Genomic DNA, 19,939 nt, shown 5'->3' with positions numbered 1-19,939 from the left:
TTTCTCGTAATCCGCTTGTTTCGCTTACTTTTCTGTTTCGACCAGGCCCTTGACGAACCACCTCTGCATCAGCACCACCACCACGGCAGGCGGGATCATCGCCAGCATCACAGTGGCCATCACGAGATTCCAGTCCGTCGCGGCATCGCCCGAGCGCGAAATCATCTGCGTCACGCCAACCACCACCGGCGTCATCGATTTTTGCGTAGTAATCAGCAGCGGCCACAGGTACTGATTCCAGCCATAGATGAACTGGATTACGAACAGCGCCGCGATGCTGGTGCGCGAGAGCGGCAGCACCACGTCCCAGAAGAAGCGCAGCGGACCGGCGCCATCGATGCGCGCGGCCTCGGCCAGTTCATCGGGAATGGTCAGGAAGAACTGGCGGAACAGGAACGTGGCCGTGGCCGATGCGATGATCGGAATGGTCAGGCCGAAGTAGCTGTCCAGCAGGCCGAGGTCCGACACCACCTTGTAGGTCGGCAGGATCCGCACTTCCACAGGCAGCATCAGCGTGATGAAGATGAGCCAGAAGAAGGTCTTGCGCAGCGGAAATCGGAAATAAACGATGGCGAAGGCCGAGATGATCGAGATCGCGATCTTCCCGAGCGCGATGCCCAGCGCCATGATCAGGCTGTTCTTCATCATGGTGGCGACCGGCGAGGCGGCCTCCCCCACGCCCTTGAACAGCACGGTGCGAAAGTTCTCAACCATGTGGCTGCCGGGGATCAGCGTCATGGGCGAATCGAGCACCTGTTCGGCCGTCAGCGTGGACGCCACGAAGGTCAGGTACACCGGAAACGCCACGACGATGATGCCGAGGATCAGCACCACGTGGGTGATGACATCAAGAATTGGACGACGTTCTACCATTTTTGAGCGCCTTTCGTGTCAGTACTGGACCTTGCGTTCCACGAACCGGAACTGCACCACGGTCAGCGCAATCACGATCACCATCAGCACCACGGACTGCGCGGCCGAGCCGCCGATGTCCATGCCGCGGAAGCCGTCGTGGAACACCTTGTACACAAGCGTGTTCGTCGAATTGAACGGGCCGCCATGCGTCACGGCATCGATGATGGCGAAGGTATCGAAGAATGCGTAGACCACGTTGATGACCAGCAGGAAGAACGTGGTCGGCGAAAGTAGCGGAAATATGATGGACCAGAAGCGCCGCCACGGTCCGGCGCCATCGATGGCGGCCGCCTCGATMAGCGAGCGTGGAATGCTCTGCAACCCGGCCAGGAAGAACAGGAAGTTGTAGCTGATCTGCTTCCACGCGGCGGCCAGCACCACCAGCGTCAGCGCCTGATTGCCATTGAGCAGGAAGTTCCAGTCCACGCCGCCCTTGCGCAGCGCGTACGACACCACGCCCAGCGTCGGGTTGAACATGAACATCCAGAGCACGCCCGCCACGGCCGGGGCCACGGCATACGGCCAGATCAGCAGGGTCTTGTAGCCCGTGGCCACGCGCACCACGCGGTCGGCGAAGTAGGCAAGCAGCAGCGCCACCGACAGGCCGACCACCGTCACACCAATGGCGAAGATGGCCGTGACCTCGAACGACTCCACATACTGCGGGTCTGCCCACAGCGTCCTGAAGTTGTCGAGCCCTACGAATTCGAGATTGATGCCGAAGGCATCCTGCTGGAGCAGCGACTGCCACAGCGCCTGGCCGGCCGGCCAGAAAAAGAAGATCATCGTGATGGCGATCTGCGGCAACACCAGCAGATACGGCAGCCACGGCGACCGGAAAACGACGCGTTTTTCCATCGTCAAACCTTTTCATAACGCAAGCGGGCGACGGTTTCGCCGCCGCCCACTTGCCGCACGTCTGGCGCCCTCAGCCCGGACCGGTCATACCGGCCAGGCCGCGCGACGCCCCTGACTTACTCTTTCGCAGTCTTCTGGAAGCGCTCCAGCAGGTCGTTGCCGCGCGCCACCGCCGTGTCCAGCGCAGCCTTCGGCTCCTTCTTGCCGGCCCAGACGGCTTCCAGTTCCTCGTCCACCACGGTACGGATCTGCACCAGGTTGCCCAGGCGCACACCGCGCGACTTGTCCGTGGTCTTCACGACCATTTGCTGCACGGACACATCGGCGCCCGGGTTCTTGTCGTAGTAACCCGATTTCCTGGTCAGATCGTAGGCGGCCATCGTCACCGGCAGGTAGCCGGTGGCCTGGTGCCAGTCCGACTGGATCTCAGGCTGCGACAGGAACGTGAAGAACTTGGCTACGCCCTTGTATTCCTCGGCCTTCTTGCCACCCATCACCCACAGCGACGCGCCGCCGATGATCGTGTTCTGCGGGGCGCCCTGCACGTCCGGGTAGTACGGCAACTGCGACACGCCGAACTGGAACTTGGCGTTCTTGCGAATGTTGGCCAGCGATGCCGACGAGCCCGTGAACATCGCGCACTCGCCGTTGAAGAACTTGGCTTGCGACTCTGCCTTGCGGCCGCCGTAGCTGAAGTAGCCCTTCTTCACCATCTCCTGGAGATTGGTGATGTGCTTCACGTGCAGCGGGCTGTTGAAGACCAGGCGGGCGTCGGTGCCGCCGAAGCCGTTGTTCTTGGTCGCGAACAGCGTGTTATGCCAGGCCGAGAAGCTTTCCAGGTGCACCCAGCCCTGCCAGTCGGTGGTATAGGCGCAGTTCGTGCCCGATGCCTTCAGCTTGGCCGAATATTGCATCACTTCGGGCCAGGTCTTGGGMGGCTCGGAGAGGCCCGCCTTCTTGAAGGCGTCCTTGTTGTAATAGAAGACGGTGGTCGAGCTGTTGAACGGGAACGACAGCATCTCGCCCTTCGACGAGGTGTAGTAACCGGCCACGGCGGGGATGTAGGCCTTCTGGTCGAACTTCTCGCCCGCATCCTTCATCACCGTGGAGACCGGCTTGATCGCGCCTTTGGCACTCATCATCGTGGCCGTGCCCACTTCGAACACCTGCAGGATCGCCGGAGCGCCGCCCGCGCGGAAGGCGGCAATGCCGGCCGCCATGGTTTCGTCGTAGTTGCCCTTGTTAACAGGCACGATCTTGTAGTCGGTCTGGCTCGCGTTGAACTTGTTGGCGATCTCGTTGACCTTGTCGTTCAGCGCGCCCTGCATGGCGTGCCACCACTGGATCTCGACCGCGGCGTGGGCGGTGCCGGCCATGGCCAGGGCGGCGACGGCAGCGAATTTTAGGGCGGTGCGTGGAAAGGACATGGACTTCTCTCCTGAGGCTGTTATCAGTCGGGCAAATCGGGCAAGAAACAAGAAAAAGCGCCCGACTGTATGCATTTTTTGTGACAGCGGGATGTTACGCCCGTCGCACCTCGCCGCAAACCGGGCAAACCCGCCTTGCGGTGAGAATATTGCTGCATTTTGACGACACATTGATGTCACACAACCGGGCGCGCCGCACCGGCGGACGTTTGCGTACAATCCTCGCCCATGAGCACGATGAAACCCTTCGCCACCTTGCCGGACGCCGCCCTCCGGCGCGTGCGCGGCATCCTGACCGACATCGACGGCACCCTGACGACCGATGGCCGGCTGCCTGCCCCCACCTATCTCGCACTGGACCGGCTGGCCCGGGCTGGGCTGCATGTCGTACCCGTCACAGGACGCTGCATCGCCTGGGCGGAGATCCTCGTCAGACTCTGGCCGGTAGATGCCATCATCGGCGAAAATGGCGCCTTCTTCTCACATTTGCGCGACAACAAGCTGATCACACGCTTCCTCGACGATGCGCCGACGCGCGCCGGGAATCTTGAGAAGATCCACGCGCTGGGCGAGCGGATCGTGCGCGAGGTGCCTGGCTGCGCGCTGGCATCGGACCAGGCATGGCATGCGGCCGACCTTGCCATCGACCATGCCGAGGACGTGGCACCCCTGCCCCAGCCGGCGGTGGACCGCATTGCCGCGATGATGCGCGAGGCCGGCATGACGGCGACGGTCAGCTCGATCCACGTTAACGGCTGGTTCGGCGACCATGACAAGCTGTCGATGAGCCGGCTTTGCGTGCAGGAGTTGCTGGGGGATGACATCGACGCCGCGCGCGACGAATGGCTGTTCATCGGCGACTCGGCCAATGACGCGGCGATGTTCGGCCACTTCCCGTTGTCGGTGGGCGTGGCGAACGTGCGGGAGATTCTGGATCAGTTGCCGGTGGCGCCCGCCTACGTCACGGAGGCGGCCGGCGGTGAAGGCTTCGCCGAGATGGCGGAGCGACTGCTGGCGGTACGTAGCAACGGCTGAGACGATTCTTGTTCTCTGCTCCCCCGCAGCGGGAGAGCAGAGAATCGTCTCAACCCCTGGACATCAATCGAATCCCAGCTCCTGCAGCTTGCGGGTAATCGTATTGCGTCCAATCCCAAGCCGGGTGGCGGCTTCCACGCGGCGCCCGCGCGTGACGCCCAGCGCGGCTTCGAGCACAGCTTTTTCGAAGCGCCGCGTCAGCACATCCATCACCTCGGGCTGGCCCGCTTCCAGCATCGACTTGGCCTCGCCGGCCAGCAGCGACTCCCAGCTTGCCGACACCGCATTGCCCGCGAAGGCCGGTGCGGACGCCATGCCTGGCGCCGCGGCGGTCATCGGTGGGCGCGTGGCGACCATCGTGTCACCCTCGCCTGCCGCGGTGTTCATGCCGTAGTCGGATGTCTCGATCGCATCGTAGTCGCCACCTGTCATGCGCGACTCGCTGCCCGGCGCGCGCATCGGCGAACCGGTGCTTTCCGACTGGGGCGTGCCGATCATCTCGCGTGGCATATCCTTGACTTCGATGGTCTGCGCCGGCGCCATCACGGTCAGCCAGTTACACAGATTCTCAAGCTGTCTCACGTTGCCCGGGAACGGCAGCGTGCTGACGTAGGCCAGCGCCTCGTCGGACATGCGCTTGGGTTCCACGCCAAGCTCCTTGGCGCTCTTCTGCAGGAAGTGGCGCGCCAGCAGCGTGATGTCCTCGGGCCGCTCGCGCAGCGGCGGCAGCCGCAGACGAATCACGTTCAGGCGGTGGAACAAGTCCTCGCGGAACAGCCCCTCTTTCACGCGCGTCTCGAGGTTCTGGTGCGTGGCCGCAATCACGCGCACATTGGCGCGCAACGGGTTGTGGCCACCCACGCGATAGAAGTTGCCGTCCGACAGCACGCGCAACAGCCGCGTTTGCAGATCGAATGGCATATCGCCGATTTCATCGAGGAACAGCGTGCCGCCCTCGGCCTGCTCGAAGCGGCCACGCCGCATCGTCTGCGCACCCGTGAACGCGCCGCGCTCATGTCCGAACAGTTCGGATTCGAGCAGATCCTTCGGAATCGCCGCCGTGTTGAGCGCGATAAATGGCCCGTTGGCGCGCGGGCTGTGCTTGTGCAGCGCCCGTGCGACGAGTTCCTTGCCGGTGCCGGACTCGCCGGTAATCATCACCGTCACGTTCGACTGCGACAGGCGGCCGATGGCGCGGAACACGTCCTGCATCGCCGGTGCCTGACCCAGGATCTCAGGCGCGTCGACTAGCCGATCGTCCATTTCCTCCTCGCGCAGGCTCTCTTCGAGCGCGCGCCGGATCAGCTCGACGGCCTTGTCGACATCGAACGGCTTGGCCAGGTATTCGAAGGCGCCGCCCTGGAACGCCGCCACGGCGCTGTCCAGGTCGGAATACGCGGTCATGACGATGACCGGCAGGCCCGGGTGCCGCGCCTTTATGGCCTGCAGCAGGTCCAGGCCCGAGCCGCCAGGCATGCGGATATCGGAAATCAGGACCTGCGGCTCGTCATCCTCCAGCGCCGCGAGCACGTCGCGAACATTGGTAAAACTGCGAGAGAGCAGGCTTTCACGGGCAAGGGCCTTCTCGAGGACCCAGCGGATTGATTGATCGTCGTCGACTATCCAGATCGGCTTCATGTGCGTCGCTTGTCTGCTCGGTGTCATGTGGTCTCCCGTTGTCCCGCCATCGTCCCACTCAGGCAGGTCCCGCGCCGCTCGCACATCCGGGCCGGTCAGAGGCGCGGGAGGTCAGTGCAGCGGCAGCAGGATACGGAAGTCGGTACAGCCCGGCCGGCTCTCGCATTCGATCAAGCCCTCGTGCTGCTGCACGAAGGTTTGAGCGAGTGTGAGACCGAGTCCGCTGCCGCCGTCCCTGCCCGATACCAATGGATAGAAGATGCGTTCGCGGATGTCCTCGGGGATGCCCGGGCCGTTATCGATGACATGCAAGTCCAATGCCAGCTTGAACAAGCGCTTGGCAATCGTCACCTGCCGTGCCACCCGCGTCCGCAATACGATCTGCGCATCGCCGCGCGCGATGCGCTCGTGCAACGCCTGGGCAGCGTTGTGCACGATGTTCAGCACGGCCTGGATCAGTTGCTCCATGTCGCCGCGCAGGTCGGGCAGGCTCGCGTCGTAGTCGCGCACAATCTCCAGCCCGTTCGGGAATTCGGCCAGCACCACCGAGCGCACGCGCTCCAGCACCTCGTGGATATTGAGGTCCGAGACGATGTGCGGGTGCCGGTGCGGCTCCAGCAGCCGGTCCACCAGCGTCTGCAGGCGGTCCGACTCCTTGATGATGACTTGGGTGTACTCGCGCAAGGACCGTTCGGGCAGCTCGAACTCAAGCAACTGGGCCGCGCCACGGATGCCCCCGAGCGGATTCTTGATCTCGTGGGCCAGGTTGCGGATCAGTTCCTTGTTGGCCGACGTCAGGTCGAGGATGCGCTCCTCGCGGTCGCTGCGTACCTTCTGCTCGTTCAGAAGGATCTCAACCAGGACCGTATTGGCATGGCCTTCGATCGCCCCGATTACGACATGGGCATGCATCGGCTCCTGCAGCGGCGGGCGCAGCACGAGATCCTRGCGCCGCACATCGATCTGCCGCGCGATCACCGTCTCGATCATGCTGTCCAGCTCGTCGATCTGGCCGAACAAGTCCGGCAGCGTCAGTTCCACCATCGCCCGGCGGGACAGCGCGAAGCTGGCCTCGGCGGCCGGATTCGCGTAGACCACCTGCAGCCCGGGCTGGCGCACCAGCAGCACAGGGTTGGCCACCACGTCCAGGCCGGGGTGGAACGCCGCGTCGCCCAACGGCAGGACCTCGGCTTCCGCCTTGCGGTCTGCTCCGGTGACTTTGCGCGACACTCCGCGAATCAGGCGACCCATGGCCATTTCACTATTCCTTAAGGTTCGATAGCTCACGGCGCAAGGAGGCGGCGTTAGCTTCGCTACGTGCGACGTCGTCGCGCAGGCGTGCCGTGCGATCGAGATATTTCTGATAGTTGCGCTCGTTGCCCTGGCGCTCGGGCTCGCCATTGTTGTACTCGGCGCGCAGCCCGGCCAGCTTGGCTTCTTCGCTCTGGAGTTCCTGCTCCAGCACCGCGCGGCGCTCGCTGTCGCGGTTCTTCTGGGTGGCGCTGTCCACGCGCGGGAAAGCCGCCGGGGACGCCGAAGGCGCCGCCGCCTTGCCACCGCCCGAGCTGGCAGTGCGCGAACCCGGCACCGTGATCACGTCAGGCAGGTTCAGCTTCTTGCAGTCCTTGCTGCCGCCCGGATTGCCGTTGCGGTACTCGGGCACGCCGTTGGGGCCCTTGCACATATAGACATCCGACGACTGCGCCGGCGCGGGCCGGCTCCAGGCGCCGAGCCCCAGCGCCATGGCCATCACCAGAATGGGGAAACCCACCCGGATCTGGTGCGTCATCCGGTATGAACCCTGGTGCGACAGTCCGCCTTGGCGGCTGCGCGTGACCTTATTTGACATCGCGTTCATGAACATCGGCATGAAGGTTAGGGAAGGAGCCCCATTCTAGCGATCAACCCGCTCGCAAAACAAAAAGGGACAGCCGAAGCCGCCCCTTCCTGGTGCAACTGTTGCCCGGTGACAACCTGGCAACCGGACGCGATTACAGCGAGTAGTACATCTCGAACTCGATCGGGTGCGTCGTCATGCGGAAACGCGTGACTTCTTCCATCTTCAGTTCGATGTAGGCATCGAGCATGGAGTTGGAGAACACACMGCCGCGGGTCAGGAACTCACGGTCGTTGTCGAGATATTCCAGGGCCTGGTCGAGGCTCGAGCAGACGGTCGGGATCTTTGCATCCTCTTCCGGCGGCAGGTCGTACAGGTTCTTGTCGGCAGCTTCGCCCGGGTGGATCTTGTTCATCACGCCGTCCAGGCCGGCCATCAGCAGCGCCGAGAAGCCCAGGTACGGGTTCATCAGCGGATCCGGGAAGCGCGTTTCGATGCGGCGGCCCTTCGGGTTCGCCACGTACGGAATGCGGATCGAGGCCGAACGGTTGCGGGCCGAGTAGGCCAGCTTCACCGGGGCTTCGAAGCCCGGCACCAGACGCTTGTACGAGTTCGTGCCCGGGTTGGTCAGCGCGTTCAGGGCACGGGCGTGCTTGATGATGCCGCCAATGTAGTACAGCGCGAATTCCGACAGGCCGGCGTAGCCGTTGCCTGCGAACAGGTTCTGACCGTCCTTCCACACGGACTGGTGCACGTGCATGCCCGAGCCGTTGTCGCCAACCACCGGCTTCGGCATGAACGTTGCCGTCTTGCCGTAGGTGTGCGCCACGTTCTGGATCACGTACTTCTGGAGCTGGGTCCAGTCGGCGCGTTGCACCAGCGTGCTGAAACGCGTGCCGATTTCGTTCTGGCCCTGGCCAGCCACTTCGTGGTGGTGGACTTCAACGGGAATGCCGAGCGATTCGAGGATCAGGCACATTTCCGAACGGATGTCCTGGAACGTGTCGATCGGGGCAACCGGGAAGTAGCCGCCCTTCTTGCCCGGACGATGACCGCTGTTGCCGTGCTCGAATTCCTTGCCCGACGACCACGGGGCTTCCTCGGAGTGAATCTTCACCGAGCAACCCTGCATGTCGACGTTCCAGGTCACGCCGTCGAAAATGAAGAATTCGGGTTCCGGACCGAAGAAGGCGGTGTCGCCCAGGCCGGTGCTCTTCAGGTAGGCTTCGGCACGCTTGGCGATGGAACGCGGGTCGCGGTCGTAACCTTTGCCGTCCGACGGCTCGATCACGTCGCAGGTCAGCACCAGCGTCGGCTCTTCGTAGAACGGGTCGATGTGGGCCGTGTTCGAATCCGGCATCAGCAGCATGTCCGAAGCTTCGATACCCTTCCAGCCGGCGATCGAGGAACCGTCGAAGGCGTGGCCGCTCTCGAACTTGTCGTCGTCGAAGTGCGACACGGGCACAGACACGTGTTGCTCCTTGCCTTTGGTATCCGTGAAACGGAAATCGACGAATTTGACGTCGTTTTCCTTCACGAGCTTCATCACATCTGCAACGCTGTGGGCCATGCCTATCTCCTGGAAATTCGGGCTGAGTCTGGGAAAGCCATTGTTGGGTCCGGCCCCGGAAAACCCTCGCGGGAACCGCCCCAAAAGGGACGAGGAATGTTAGCAGAAAGCATGCCAACCGACGCCCTCATTTGCCCTCGCCATCCCGAAAAATGTGCAGTGATCGGTCACGCCGCACCGTGGCGGGGGCCGCGGATTGCATACAACCCAAGCTGAACATGCCGACGCGGCGAACGATCCACTTGCGCACCGCTCCGCGGCGACTTCATCAAACACCATCTCGGTGCGCGATTCAAGGAAAAGCACTATTTTAGTGCCTATGCACCAGAATACKCACCGAAGATGGGCATGCGCCGCGCAGGCGGATTTTCGGGGGATGGCCGTGGCTGCACGCTAGAATAGCGCCGAACGCGGCGACATCCCAGCGCCGTGCCCGATCCCGGGTCACGCTGTTGCCCCGGCACAGCGAACCCCGCTTTACTCCCGCTTCTCTTATTGACTCCGTCACAKAAGATGACCACCCGAGACGACCTCCTCCAGGCGGCGCACGCGCGCCAGCAACAGAACCAGCTTGCGTACTTCGGCGCGCTGGACCCACAGCAAGCCTATGACCTGCTGCAGGCCGACCCGAAGGCCGTGCTCGTGGACGTGCGCACGCAGGCAGAACTGGATTGGGTAGGTGGCGTGAACCTGCCGGACGAGCAATTCGCCCATGTGGAATGGAACAGCTATCCCGGCGGCAAGCAGAACCCGAATTTCGTCGAGGAACTCAAGGCCCGCGTGCCGACCGATGCGCCGGTGCTGTTCCTGTGCCGTAGCGCTGCGCGCTCGAAGCACGCGGCCCGTCTGGCCACTGAGGCCGGCTACACCTGTGCCATGGATGTGCTGGAAGGCTTCGAAGGCCCCCGCGACGAGGAATACCACCGCAAGACCGTGGAAGGCTGGTGCAAGCGCAACCTGCCGTGGCACGGGGCGTAAGGGGAGCCATCAGCTAACGCCCGTCCATGGCGTGTGGGAGCGGGGTTGCCCGCTCCGCGCGCAGGTCGGCCAGCGCCTGTAGGCAAAAGTGGCCGTACCAGGGCACCGCAAAGATCAAAATCATCATATAGACCCACATGACGCACAACAGCGCCAGGGGTAGCAGTACAACCATTACGATTGCCCAGACCCAGACGAGGTTGGCCAGCCAGCCGAGAAAGCCGCTGAGCACGCCGATTCCCATCAACGATGTGCGATGGCGCTTCATCAGCGTTTTGCGCTCTTCCACCGTGGCGTGATCTTCCAGCGCGTCRTAGGTCATCACACGGTACATCAGCMAGCCGGACAGCAGTGACGGTGTGACAAAACCAATCACCGGCAGGTACGCCAACGGCAGCGTCAGCATGGTGAGCACCAGGAACACCCCAGTGCTCACGATCAACTCCCGCAGGCCGCCCATTAGCGAACCGCCCTGGGCACGGCGAAGTCCCGGATAGCCGCGCGCCACGTGTCCAGCCACTGTCGACTCGAAGAATACGCTGATATAGATCAGCATCGACACAACAATCAACGGGCACAGCGCCATCACGACAAGCACCGGCGCCACGTACGGCCCCAACCCGGCCAGCCAACTCCAAGGGGAAGTCCCACTCAGCCAGGCAAACATCTGGGTAGCGTCGAGAAACCTATTGAATGCCTGGGTGACAGGATCCCATGCCCACCAAAGGATGCCGGCCCAGAACATCGGGATCAGGATGAGCGGCAAGATGGCATGTATCAGCATGCGCGGATGCAGAACGCACAGCAACGCGCGGCCGAACGCCCGGAGAACTGGTTTCATGTGTGAGCGCTGACGAGGCAGCGCAGGCTGAACAAAGCCCATCAAGCTATCACGCGTCGGCGCGCGCTTTTTCGACCTGTGTCAAGGTTGGCACAGGATTGGCACAGCCCCCCACCCTCACCTACTGCTCGACGATCTCGTACCCCATGGTGCGGACGCCTTCGATCAGCATCGCATAGGCTGGCAGGACCTGTTCCGCCGGTCCCTTCACCCCAAGATCGATATGGCGCCGCGCGAAGCGGTCGCCCCGGCTCACGTCGCCCACGGATGGCAGGCTGAATACGCGGATGCCGGCGAATGCGGCCTCCACCTGCTCCATCAGCGGTGTCAGGGTCGACTCGGGCGCCTCGAACACATAGAAGGCGCGCGACTGCGCTACCTCCAGGTGGAACAGGTGGGTGTAATAGTGGTCGAGCACCCATTCCATCATCGGCCATGCCATGACCGGAAAGCCCGGCATGAAATGGTGGTCGGCCACCGAGAAGCCCGGAATGCGGTTGTAACTGTTGGGGATGATGCGCGCTCCGACTGGAAACTCGCCCATCTTGAAGCGATGCTGGTTATCAGGCAGGTTCAGGTCAGCCTTGACCGGGTCGCCATTGGCGGTCTCGGCGATGCGTAGCGCAATCTGCTCGCGCGCCTCGGGGTGCAGCGCCAGCTCCACGCCCAGCGCGGCGGCCGCGCACTGACGCGTGTGGTCGTCCGGCGTGGCGCCGATGCCGCCCGTGCAAAAGACCACGTCCGGCCCGGCCAGCGTGCGGCGCAGCGTGGCGGTGATGCGCTCGCGCTCGTCGCCCACGTACTCGGCCCAGTCCAGCGCCAGGCCGCGTGCGCCCAGCAGTTCGATGGTCCGGCGCATGTGCTTGTCCTCGCGCCGCCCGGACAGGATCTCATCGCCGATGACAATCAAACCGAAACCCATGGTGTTCCTCGCTCAAGATTGTTCAATGCGGCGCACGTCGCCCGGCGCCAGGTCGATCACGTCGGTGGCGGGCGGCGGCGGGGGTGCCGCGGCGTCGCGCTCGGCGCGCAATTCAGCCAATGCCCGGAGGCAGAAATGGCCGAACCAGAGCGCCGAGAAGATAAAGATCAGCACGTACAGCCACAGCGTGCCGGCCAGCACCACCGGAAACAGGAAGATGATGACAGCCGACCAGACCCACAGCAAGGTCGGCGCGGAGCCAAGCAGGCCCACGGCCACGCCGATMATCAGCAGCGAGGTGCGATGGCGCTTCATCAGCGTCTTGCGCTCCTCGGCCGTGGCGTGTTCGGCCAGGGCGTCGTAGGTCATCACGCGGTAGGTGAGCCAGCCCCACAGCACGGGCGGAATCAGCGCGAAGAACGGCGGAATCAACCATAACGGCATCGTCACGAGCACCAGCAACAGGAACACCACGGTGTTGCTKAGCGCCTGGAACACGCTGCCGGCGACGCTGCCGCCGCGCGCCTTGACCAGCCCCGGATAGCTGCGGTCCAGGTGCTTCACCACGGCCGGCACCGAGAACAGGCTGATGAAGATCAGCATCGACGCGATCACCAGCGGCACAGCCAGCGTCAGCACGAACAGCGGCGCCACCACGGTGCGCAGCGACTGCAGACCGAGCCAGTCCAGCGCGGAGTAGATCCAGCTCGTGAAAACGGAGCCCTCGAGGATGGCGCGAGCGCCGCCCATGATCGGGTCCCAGCCCCACCAGATCAGGCCGCCCCATAGCACGGTGGCGAGGACGAATGGCACCAGCGTCAGCATCAGCATGCGCGGATGCAGCTGGCTGATCAGGGCACGGCCAAACGAGCGAAAGATATCGTTCATGCAGGAAAGCGGTCGGGAAAACCTTCAGAGCCTAGCACAGGCCGAAAAGATCCCACGCCGACGACATTCCCGGTCAGCGGAGCCGTAGCAGCCGCTTCAGGCCCAGCCACTGCTGGGACAGGAATCCCGCGCCGTAGTCGCGGCCGTGGCCGGTGGGCGGCGGAAGCTGGTCCCGGATGCCCGTCGGATGGTAGGCCTCGACGAACCGGGCGGTGCGGAACAACATGTCCCACCACGGAAAGATCACGCCGTAGTTGCAGCCGCCAAGCCGCACCGGCTTGCCCGCCGCCTGCTGCTCGTGGCCGAGCCCCACCGCGTGGTGCGTGCGATGGAAGCGCGGCGAAACCAGCAGCCGCTCCCCGAGCCAGCCGAAATGCAGTCGCAGGTTGGCGTGCTGGAGGCTTTGCAGCAGTTGCGAAAGCGCCACCAGCAGCACGTACTGCGACGGCTCCACGCCAACCGCCAGCGCCACGGTCGCAAAAACTGCGTCACGTAGCATATCGTCCAGAAGATGGTTGCGATTGTCGCTCCAGAGCGTCATCTGGCGCTGGCTGTGGTGCGTGGCGTGCAGGCTCCACCACCAGCGATAGGTATGCGAAAACCGGTGATACCAATAGTCGAGCAGATCGAACAGCAGCAGGTAGACGAAGAAGCTGACCAGCGGGATCGACGTCACGCCGGGCCACCAGTCCTCCACGTTGATCCGCTGCCAGCCCAGCAGGCGCAGATGGCCTTCGAGGCCATCCATCAGCGGCGCCAGCACGAAGAACATCGCGAGCCGGAACAGGCCCAGGCGATGGATCATCGTATAGAGCATGTCCGTGCGCACGGCGGCGCGGTCCGTCACCGGCTCCACGGGTCGCAATTTCTCCAACGGGCCGAGGATCAGCACCATCACTGCGATCTGCACCACACCCACTAGCAACCATTCGGTGCCTGTGAAGGCGTCCTCGGCATAGCCGCCGAAGCCGAGGTGGTAGACCACCGGCAGCACCACGCCCTGGAATACCGTGGCTTCCACCTGGCCTACCCAGAGGCTGATCCAGTTCGTGAACGCGTCCCACATTACCGCCGGCCCTCCGCCCCGTGCTGCTGGAACCAATCCTTGTAGCGGGGATGCTCGCGCAGCGTGGCGAAGCAGAAGCCCTTCTGTTCGAGGCCGGTCAGCAGCGGTTCGAGCACGCCCGGTGCCCAGGGGTCCTTGCGCGACCAGATGCCGAGGTGCGCCATCGTAATATCGCCATCCCGGAGGTCGCGCAGCGCGCGGTCCAGCAAAGCCCGGTTCGGAAATTTCTCGGAAGACAGTTCGTCGCCGAGGAAGCCGGCCGGCGCCCAGCCCACGTGCTTGAAGCCGCATTGCTCGGCCCAGGCCAGCGTCTGCGGGGCGGTGCGGCCGCCCGGCGCGCGCCAGATCGGCGCCATCGGCTGGCCAGTCATCGACCGGAATGCCTGGGCGCTGCGGCGCAGTTCCGTGCAGAAGGCGTCGGCAGTCATCGCGACGTCCTTGCCGCCCTGCGCGCCAAACTGCGGACGCATCGTCACCTTGTCCCCGTGCACCCCGCGCAGGTAGACGTGATCGAACGTATGGGAACCGAACACGTGCCCATCGGCGGCCAACGCTTTCCAGTAAGGGGCCCAGGTCGGGTCCAGCGAGTTGTCATGATTGACGGTCGGCTCGCTGGCCAGGAAGAACGTGGCGCGGATATGATGCCGGCGCAGCGTGCGGGCGATCAGTTCCGCCTGGCTCATGCTGCCGGTGTCGAAGGTCAGGTACAGCGTACCGGCACGGCAACTGGCGGCGGCGTCCGCCGCCGAGGCAGCACCGGCCAGCGCCAGCATCGCGGCCAGCATGGCAAGAATACGAATCAGCAGCCGAGCCATGTCGAACCCTGCCTCAGTAGAGCGGCGCCCGCGTGCGGAAGTAGATACCGTGTGGCGACTTGCCCACGCGGATGGTCTTGACCAGCTTGCGGCTCGCCACGTCGATCAGCCCCACCGAACGCGCCCAGCGGAACGTCACCCAGAGTGTCTTGCCATCGGCGGTCAACTCCATGTCGTCAGGCCCCGGCAGCAGGCCGGTGATATCGCCAACTTTGGACAGCGTCTGCTGGTCAATGATGCTGATGGACCCCGAGACGCGGTTGGTCAGGAACAGATGACGCTTGTCGCCCACCGCGCGGAAATTGTGCGCGCCCTTGCCGGTCTGGATCTGCTTGACCACGGTGCGCGTGCGCCAGTCGATCACGGCCACATAGTCGGCGCCGGTCATGCCCACCAGCAGGTATTTCTGGTCCGGCGTCACCCAGATMCCGGCCGGCGCCGAGCCGGCGTCCATGGTCCAGAGCACGGTCAGCGAATTGAGGTCGATCGCGGCGATCTGATCGCTGTCCTGCAGGGTGATGAAGGCGATCTTGCTGTCCGCCGTGAACGCGATATGGCTGGGCGTCTTGGGCAGCGGGAATTGCTTGGCGATCTTGAGCTGGTGGCCGTCCCAGCGGTAGACGTCCACGCGGTCGAGCCGGTTGCCCGTCGTCACGAACCATTTCTGGTCCGGCGAGAAGCCGATCTGGTACGGATCGTCGATGTTCGGTACGCGCTGCTGCACCTTGCCGGTCACCGGATCCAGGAACACCAGGTCGTTGCCGACCGCGTTGGCCACGATCAGCGACTTGTCGTCAGGCGTGGCAATCAGGTGGTGCGGTTCCTTGCCGACGGGGAAGGTTTCCAGCACCTTCTGCGTGTCCTTGTCGATCAGGGTGACGGTTGCATCACCCGAATTAAGGATCGTCACAACCTCCGCTTGCGCGGGGGCGGACACCACTGCCAATGCCAGCGCGCCGACCGACACCACGCTAGACACAACACGACGCAACGAGAGCATAAGACCGTCAACCATGAGGAATCGGGCATTCTAACGTTTGAGCCGGGGGTTACGCTGACCGTTTGCGCGAATTTATCTTTCGCCGGGCATTCCGACACAAATCGTGGTTTTCCACACGAACTCCGCGTCAGCGCTGCATGGACTCCCACACCTTCTGCAACCGCTTGACCGACATCGGCACCGGCGTGCGCAGCTCCTGCGCGAACAGCGCGATGCGCAGCTCCTCAAGCATCCATCGGAATTCGTCCAATCGGGCATCTTCGGCCCCCCTGCCCTGCGTGCGGAGCTGTTTCTCGGCGCGCTGCCACTGTTGCACCAGCGGTGTCATCTCCTGGGTGCGCTGGCTGTCGCGGCCGGGGTCGCCCTTGAGCTTGTCCACGCGCATCGCCATCCCCTTGAGATAGCGCGGGAAGTGCACGAGCTGCGTGTATGGCGTATCGATCACGAACGACTTTGTCATCAGCCGCGCCAGTTGCGCCTCCATGTCCTGGTGGGCGGAGCCGAACGGCTTGGCCTGGAGCAGCTTGCGCGGAAGTCCCGCGTACTCGGCCAGGATCGCGCCCACCAGCCGCGCCATCTCCTGCGCCAGCAGCGACAGCCGCGCGCGCCCCTCGTCCTTGCGGGCGTTGAACTCGGCCTCGTTGCGCGGCAGCGGCGGCTGCATGCAGGCGCGCTCCAGCGTGACCATCACGATCTGGTTGCGCAGTTCCTCCTGCGTGCCCAGGGTCATGTACTGCATCGCCATTTGCTGAAGATTCGGGATGTTCTTCTCGATGAACTTCACCGGCTCGCGGAGCTGGATCGCGAACAGTCGGCGCAGCCCCGTATGGTGGATGCGTGCCGCCTCCTGCGGGTCGTCAAAGACCTCCACCTCGCAATGGTCGCCATGATCCACAAGGGCCGGATAGCCGAACAGGGTCTGGTTGCCCTTGCGGATTTCCAGCAGTTCGGGCAGTTCGCCGAACGACCAGGACGTCAGGTTTTCGTACTGGCCGGCCTCGGCCGCGGGCACGTCGCGGGCGGCAATGTTCTGGAACGACTGCTGCGCCTGTCCGCCGAACTCGGCTCGCAATTGCGCCAGATTCCGCCCCATTTCGAGCTGTCGGCCATGTTCGTCGATGACCTTTAAGTTCATCGCATGGTGGGCCGGCAGGGTCTCCTGCTTGAAGTCTGCGCGGCGCACCATCGTGCCGGTCTGCTCGCGGATGTCGGCAATCAGCACGTCGATCAACTCGCCCTCGCCGAACGGCTGGCGGTCGACAAACCCGCCCGCGTACTCGGGCAGCGGCACGCAGTGGCGGCGCAGCTTCTGCGGCAAGGACTTCAGCAGCAGGTGCACCTTCTCCTTGATCATGCCGGGCACCAGCCATTCGGTGCGCTCGGGCCGCACCTGGTTCAGCGCGTACAGCGGCACGGTCAGCGTCACGCCGTCGCGGTGGCTGCCGGGCTCGAAGTGGTACGACAACCCCATGTCCACGCCGGCAATCGGCAGCAGCTTCGGGAACAGGTCGGTCGTGATGCCGGCCGCTTCGTGCCGCATCAGTTCGTCGCGGTTCAGGTACAGCAGCTTGCGATCCTTCGCGCTCTCCGCCTGGTACCACGTCTCGAAGCTGGTCTGGTTATGGGTGTCCGCCGGGATCGCCCGGTCATAGAAGGCGTAGATCAGCTCGTCGTCCACCAGCACGTCCTGCCGGCGCGACTTGTGCTCCAGATTCTCAATTTCGCGCCGCAGCCGCTGGTTGTGGGCGTAAAACGGCAATTTCGTGTCGAATTCGCCCTCCACCAGCGCGCGGCGGATGAACAGCTCGCGCGCCTCGGCCGGGTTCATCGGCCCGTAGTGCACGCGCCGATGCTGGTAGATGGGCAGGCCGTACAGCGTGCCGCGCTCCATCGCCAGCACCTGGCCGGCCTTCTTTTCCCAGTGCGGGTCGCTCCAGCTCACCTTCAGCAGATGGCTGCCCACCTGCTCGATCCATTCCGGCTCGATCCGCGCCAGCGTGCGTGCGAACAGCCGGCTCGTCTCGACCAGTTCAGCGGCGATGATCCAGCGGCCCACCTTGCGCGCGATCAGCGAGCCCGGCCACAGGTGGAACTTGATGCCGCGCGCGCCCAGGTACTCGCGCCCGCGCCCGTCGGCCTCGTCCAGCTTCAGGCCGACGTTCCCGAGCAGCCCGGTCAGCAGCGCCTTGTGGACTTGCTCGAACGTCGGTTCCGTCTCATTCAGGCGCCAGCCCTGCTCGGTCACCGTCGTCAGAAGTTGCGAGTGAACATCTCGCCACTCGCGCAGCCGCACGTGCGAGAGGAAGTTGGCGCGGCACTGGTCCTGCAGCTGCCGGTTGGTCTTCTTGTGGGCCACTGCCTCCTCGAACCACTTCMACAGCTTGACCCACCCCAGGAACTCGGACTTTTCGTCCATGAACTTGCGATGGGCCTGGTCGGCGGCTTCCTGCGCCTCCTGCGGACGGTCGCGCGGATCCTGCACGGACAGCGCGCTGGCGATGATCAGCACCTCGCGCAGGCACTGCTGCTCGCGCGCGGCCAGGATCATGCGCGCCACGCGCGGGTCCAGCGGCAGCTTGGCCAGTTGACGGCCAGTGCCAGTAAGCTGGTTGGCCTCGTCCACGGCGCCCAGTTCCTGCAGGAGCTGGTAGCCATCGGCAACCGCCCGGCCCAGCGGCGGCTCGATGAACGGGAACGACTCGATGTCGGTCAGCCGCAGCACCTTCATGCGCAGAATCACCGCCGCCAGCGACGAACGCAGGATTTCCGGGTCGGTGAAGCGCGTACGGGCGATGAAATCGGATTCCTCGTATAGACGGATGCAAACGCCATCGGCTACCCGGCCGCACCGGCCCGCGCGCTGGTTGGCGGCGGCCTGCGAAATCGCCTCGATCTGCAACTGCTCCACCTTGTTGCGGTACGAGTAGCGCTTGACGCGCGCAAGCCCCGTATCCACCACATAGCGGATGCCCGGCACGGTCAGCGAGGTCTCGGCCACGTTGGTCGCCAGCACGATCCGCCGCGCGTTCGATGGCTTGAACACGCGCTCCTGCTCCTGCACCGAGAGCCGCGCGAACAGCGGCAGGATCTCGGTATGCGGAGGATGGTGCTTGCGCAGCGCCTCGGCGGCCTCGCGGATCTCGCGCTCGCCTGGCAGAAAGACGAGAACGTCGCCGGGGCCGAGCCGGCACAGTTCGTCCACGGCCTCGACAATGCCGTCGTACAGGTCGCGCTCGCGGGCCTGGGCGGATTTCGGCGCGGCGTCGGGCGGCGCATCGGACTGGATCGGCCGATATCGCACTTCCACGGGATACAGCCGCCCGCTGACCTCGATCACCGGCGCCGGCTTGCCGTTACGGGCGAAGTGCTCGGCGAACCGCTGGGCGTCGATCGTCGCGGACGTGATGATGACCTTCAGGTCCGGCCGCTTGGGCAGGATCTGGCGCAGGTAGCCGATCAGGAAGTCGATGTTGAGGCTACGCTCGTGCGCCTCATCGATGATGATCGTGTCGTAGGCACGCAGCAACGGGTCGTTCTGCGTCTCGGCCAGCAGGATGCCGTCCGTCATCAGCTTGACAGAGGCGCCGGCGGACATCGTGTCGTTGAACCGCACCTGATAGCCGACGTTCTGGCCCAGCGGCGTGCCCAGTTCCTGGGCGATGCGCTTGGCCGTGGACGTGGCGGCGATCCGCCTGGGCTGGGTGTGGCCGATCAGGCCGCCGCCTTCCTTGCCTTCCCGCGCCGGGCCACGGCCGATCGACAGCGCGATMTTGGGCAGTTGGGTGGTCTTGCCGGAGCCGGTCTCGCCGGACACGATCACCACCTGGTTGGCCTGCAGCGCGGCGGCGATCTCGTCCCGGCGCGCGGAAACCGGCAGCGCTTCGGGAAAGGTGATCTCGGGCAGCGGATTAGCCATGCGGACCGGGCGCACGGGGCGCGGCTGGCGCGGCTCGCGCGGCTCTCGAGGGGTCTGGGCGTCGCGCGGCGGGCGCGGCGCGCGCTCCGGCCGCGGCTCGCGCCGCTGTTCGGAAGACTCCTGGGGCCGCTGCTCGGGAGGCTGGCCCGCCGGGCGCGCCTCACGTGATGGACGGGGCGGGCGTGGCGGCCGGGAAACAGGTTTGACGGGGCGTTGTGCTGACATTGGCCGGG

General features: G+C 64.5%; 16 protein-coding genes. 2 read left to right on the top strand and 14 right to left on the bottom strand.

The features are described 5' to 3' along the window. Positions 1 to 24 precede the first annotated feature (24 nt). The 3 genes from ugpE to ugpB form a co-directional block, all read right to left on the bottom strand. Positions 25 to 873 carry a sn-glycerol-3-phosphate ABC transporter permease UgpE gene (ugpE, locus tag AC1EJR_RS10935; RefSeq protein WP_092289632.1) on the bottom strand — a complete coding sequence of 283 codons (849 nt, stop codon included), beginning with the start codon at positions 871 to 873 and terminating at the stop codon, positions 25 to 27. 18 nt (positions 874 to 891) lie between these two features. Beyond that, on the bottom strand, positions 892 to 1,773 hold the full coding sequence (ugpA, locus tag AC1EJR_RS10930) for a sn-glycerol-3-phosphate ABC transporter permease UgpA (RefSeq protein WP_092289634.1): 882 nt from the start codon (positions 1,771 to 1,773) through the stop codon (positions 892 to 894). Between the two features lie 116 nt (positions 1,774 to 1,889). Next, entirely contained in the window at positions 1,890 to 3,200 is a 1,311-nt protein-coding gene (gene ugpB / locus AC1EJR_RS10925; protein WP_092289636.1) for a sn-glycerol-3-phosphate ABC transporter substrate-binding protein UgpB, read from the bottom strand. Between the two features lie 237 nt (positions 3,201 to 3,437). On the opposite strand from ugpB, the gene AC1EJR_RS10920 reads away from it, so the two are divergent. Then, positions 3,438 to 4,235, top strand: a complete 798-nt coding sequence (locus AC1EJR_RS10920) for an HAD-IIB family hydrolase (protein ID WP_092290821.1) — start codon at positions 3,438 to 3,440, stop codon at positions 4,233 to 4,235. A gap of 63 nt (positions 4,236 to 4,298) precedes the next feature. On the opposite strand, the gene ntrC is transcribed toward AC1EJR_RS10920, so the two are convergent. The 4 genes from ntrC to AC1EJR_RS10900 form a co-directional block, all read right to left on the bottom strand. Next, positions 4,299 to 5,873 carry a nitrogen regulation protein NR(I) gene (gene ntrC, locus AC1EJR_RS10915; RefSeq protein ID WP_092289638.1) on the bottom strand — a complete coding sequence of 525 codons (1,575 nt, stop codon included), beginning with the start codon at positions 5,871 to 5,873 and terminating at the stop codon, positions 4,299 to 4,301. A gap of 111 nt (positions 5,874 to 5,984) precedes the next feature. Then, positions 5,985 to 7,124, bottom strand: coding sequence for a nitrogen regulation protein NR(II) (glnL, locus tag AC1EJR_RS10910; RefSeq protein ID WP_477147051.1), 1,140 nt, complete (start codon positions 7,122 to 7,124; stop codon positions 5,985 to 5,987). Between the two features lie 10 nt (positions 7,125 to 7,134). Further along, positions 7,135 to 7,662: a DUF4124 domain-containing protein gene (locus AC1EJR_RS10905; protein WP_092290825.1), complete on the bottom strand. Its 528-nt coding sequence runs from the start codon at positions 7,660 to 7,662 to the stop codon at positions 7,135 to 7,137. Positions 7,663 to 7,864: 202 nt separating this feature from the next. Continuing rightward, positions 7,865 to 9,280, bottom strand: coding sequence for a 3-hydroxylaminophenol mutase (locus tag AC1EJR_RS10900; RefSeq protein ID WP_477147050.1), 1,416 nt, complete (start codon positions 9,278 to 9,280; stop codon positions 7,865 to 7,867). A 513-nt stretch (positions 9,281 to 9,793) separates the two neighbouring features. Between AC1EJR_RS10900 and AC1EJR_RS10895 the strand changes: the two genes are divergently transcribed. Next, positions 9,794 to 10,258, top strand: a complete 465-nt coding sequence (locus AC1EJR_RS10895; RefSeq protein WP_092289641.1) for a rhodanese-like domain-containing protein — start codon at positions 9,794 to 9,796, stop codon at positions 10,256 to 10,258. A 13-nt stretch (positions 10,259 to 10,271) separates the two neighbouring features. Here the strand turns inward: AC1EJR_RS10895 and AC1EJR_RS10890 are convergent, their stop codons facing one another. The 7 genes from AC1EJR_RS10890 to hrpA all read right to left on the bottom strand — a co-directional run bounded on the left by AC1EJR_RS10890 (position 10,272) and on the right by hrpA (position 19,931). Further along, positions 10,272 to 11,099, bottom strand: a complete 828-nt coding sequence (locus AC1EJR_RS10890; RefSeq protein WP_477147049.1) for an EI24 domain-containing protein — start codon at positions 11,097 to 11,099, stop codon at positions 10,272 to 10,274. A gap of 121 nt (positions 11,100 to 11,220) precedes the next feature. Beyond that, on the bottom strand, positions 11,221 to 12,021 hold the full coding sequence (locus AC1EJR_RS10885; RefSeq protein WP_477113331.1) for a competence/damage-inducible protein A: 801 nt from the start codon (positions 12,019 to 12,021) through the stop codon (positions 11,221 to 11,223). Between the two features lie 12 nt (positions 12,022 to 12,033). Further along, entirely contained in the window at positions 12,034 to 12,909 is an 876-nt protein-coding gene (locus AC1EJR_RS10880; RefSeq protein WP_477147048.1) for an EI24 domain-containing protein, read from the bottom strand. A 73-nt stretch (positions 12,910 to 12,982) separates the two neighbouring features. Further along, a complete protein-coding gene (locus AC1EJR_RS10875; RefSeq protein ID WP_092289649.1) occupies positions 12,983 to 13,975 on the bottom strand; it encodes a sterol desaturase family protein in 993 nt (330 codons plus the stop codon). After that, positions 13,975 to 14,790 (bottom strand): polysaccharide deacetylase family protein, encoded by an 816-nt coding sequence (locus tag AC1EJR_RS10870; protein WP_092289651.1) that lies wholly within the window; start codon positions 14,788 to 14,790, stop codon positions 13,975 to 13,977. The genes AC1EJR_RS10875 and AC1EJR_RS10870 overlap by 1 nt, the downstream gene beginning before the upstream one ends. Before the next feature lie 13 nt (positions 14,791 to 14,803). Beyond that, complete coding sequence (locus AC1EJR_RS10865; RefSeq protein ID WP_092289653.1) at positions 14,804 to 15,790, bottom strand: YVTN family beta-propeller repeat protein; 987 nt, start codon at positions 15,788 to 15,790, stop codon at positions 14,804 to 14,806. Positions 15,791 to 15,917: 127 nt separating this feature from the next. Further along, the gene (gene hrpA / locus AC1EJR_RS10860; RefSeq protein WP_477147047.1) at positions 15,918 to 19,931 is read right to left on the bottom strand and encodes an ATP-dependent RNA helicase HrpA; all 4,014 of its coding nucleotides are present in this window, start codon (positions 19,929 to 19,931) and stop codon (positions 15,918 to 15,920) included. Positions 19,932 to 19,939 lie beyond the last annotated feature (8 nt).

Source organism: Cupriavidus sp. 05T42, from assembly GCF_056396345.1.
The sequence above is the reverse complement of the archived record's forward strand: the minus strand, read 5'-3'. Positions and strand labels throughout refer to the sequence as shown.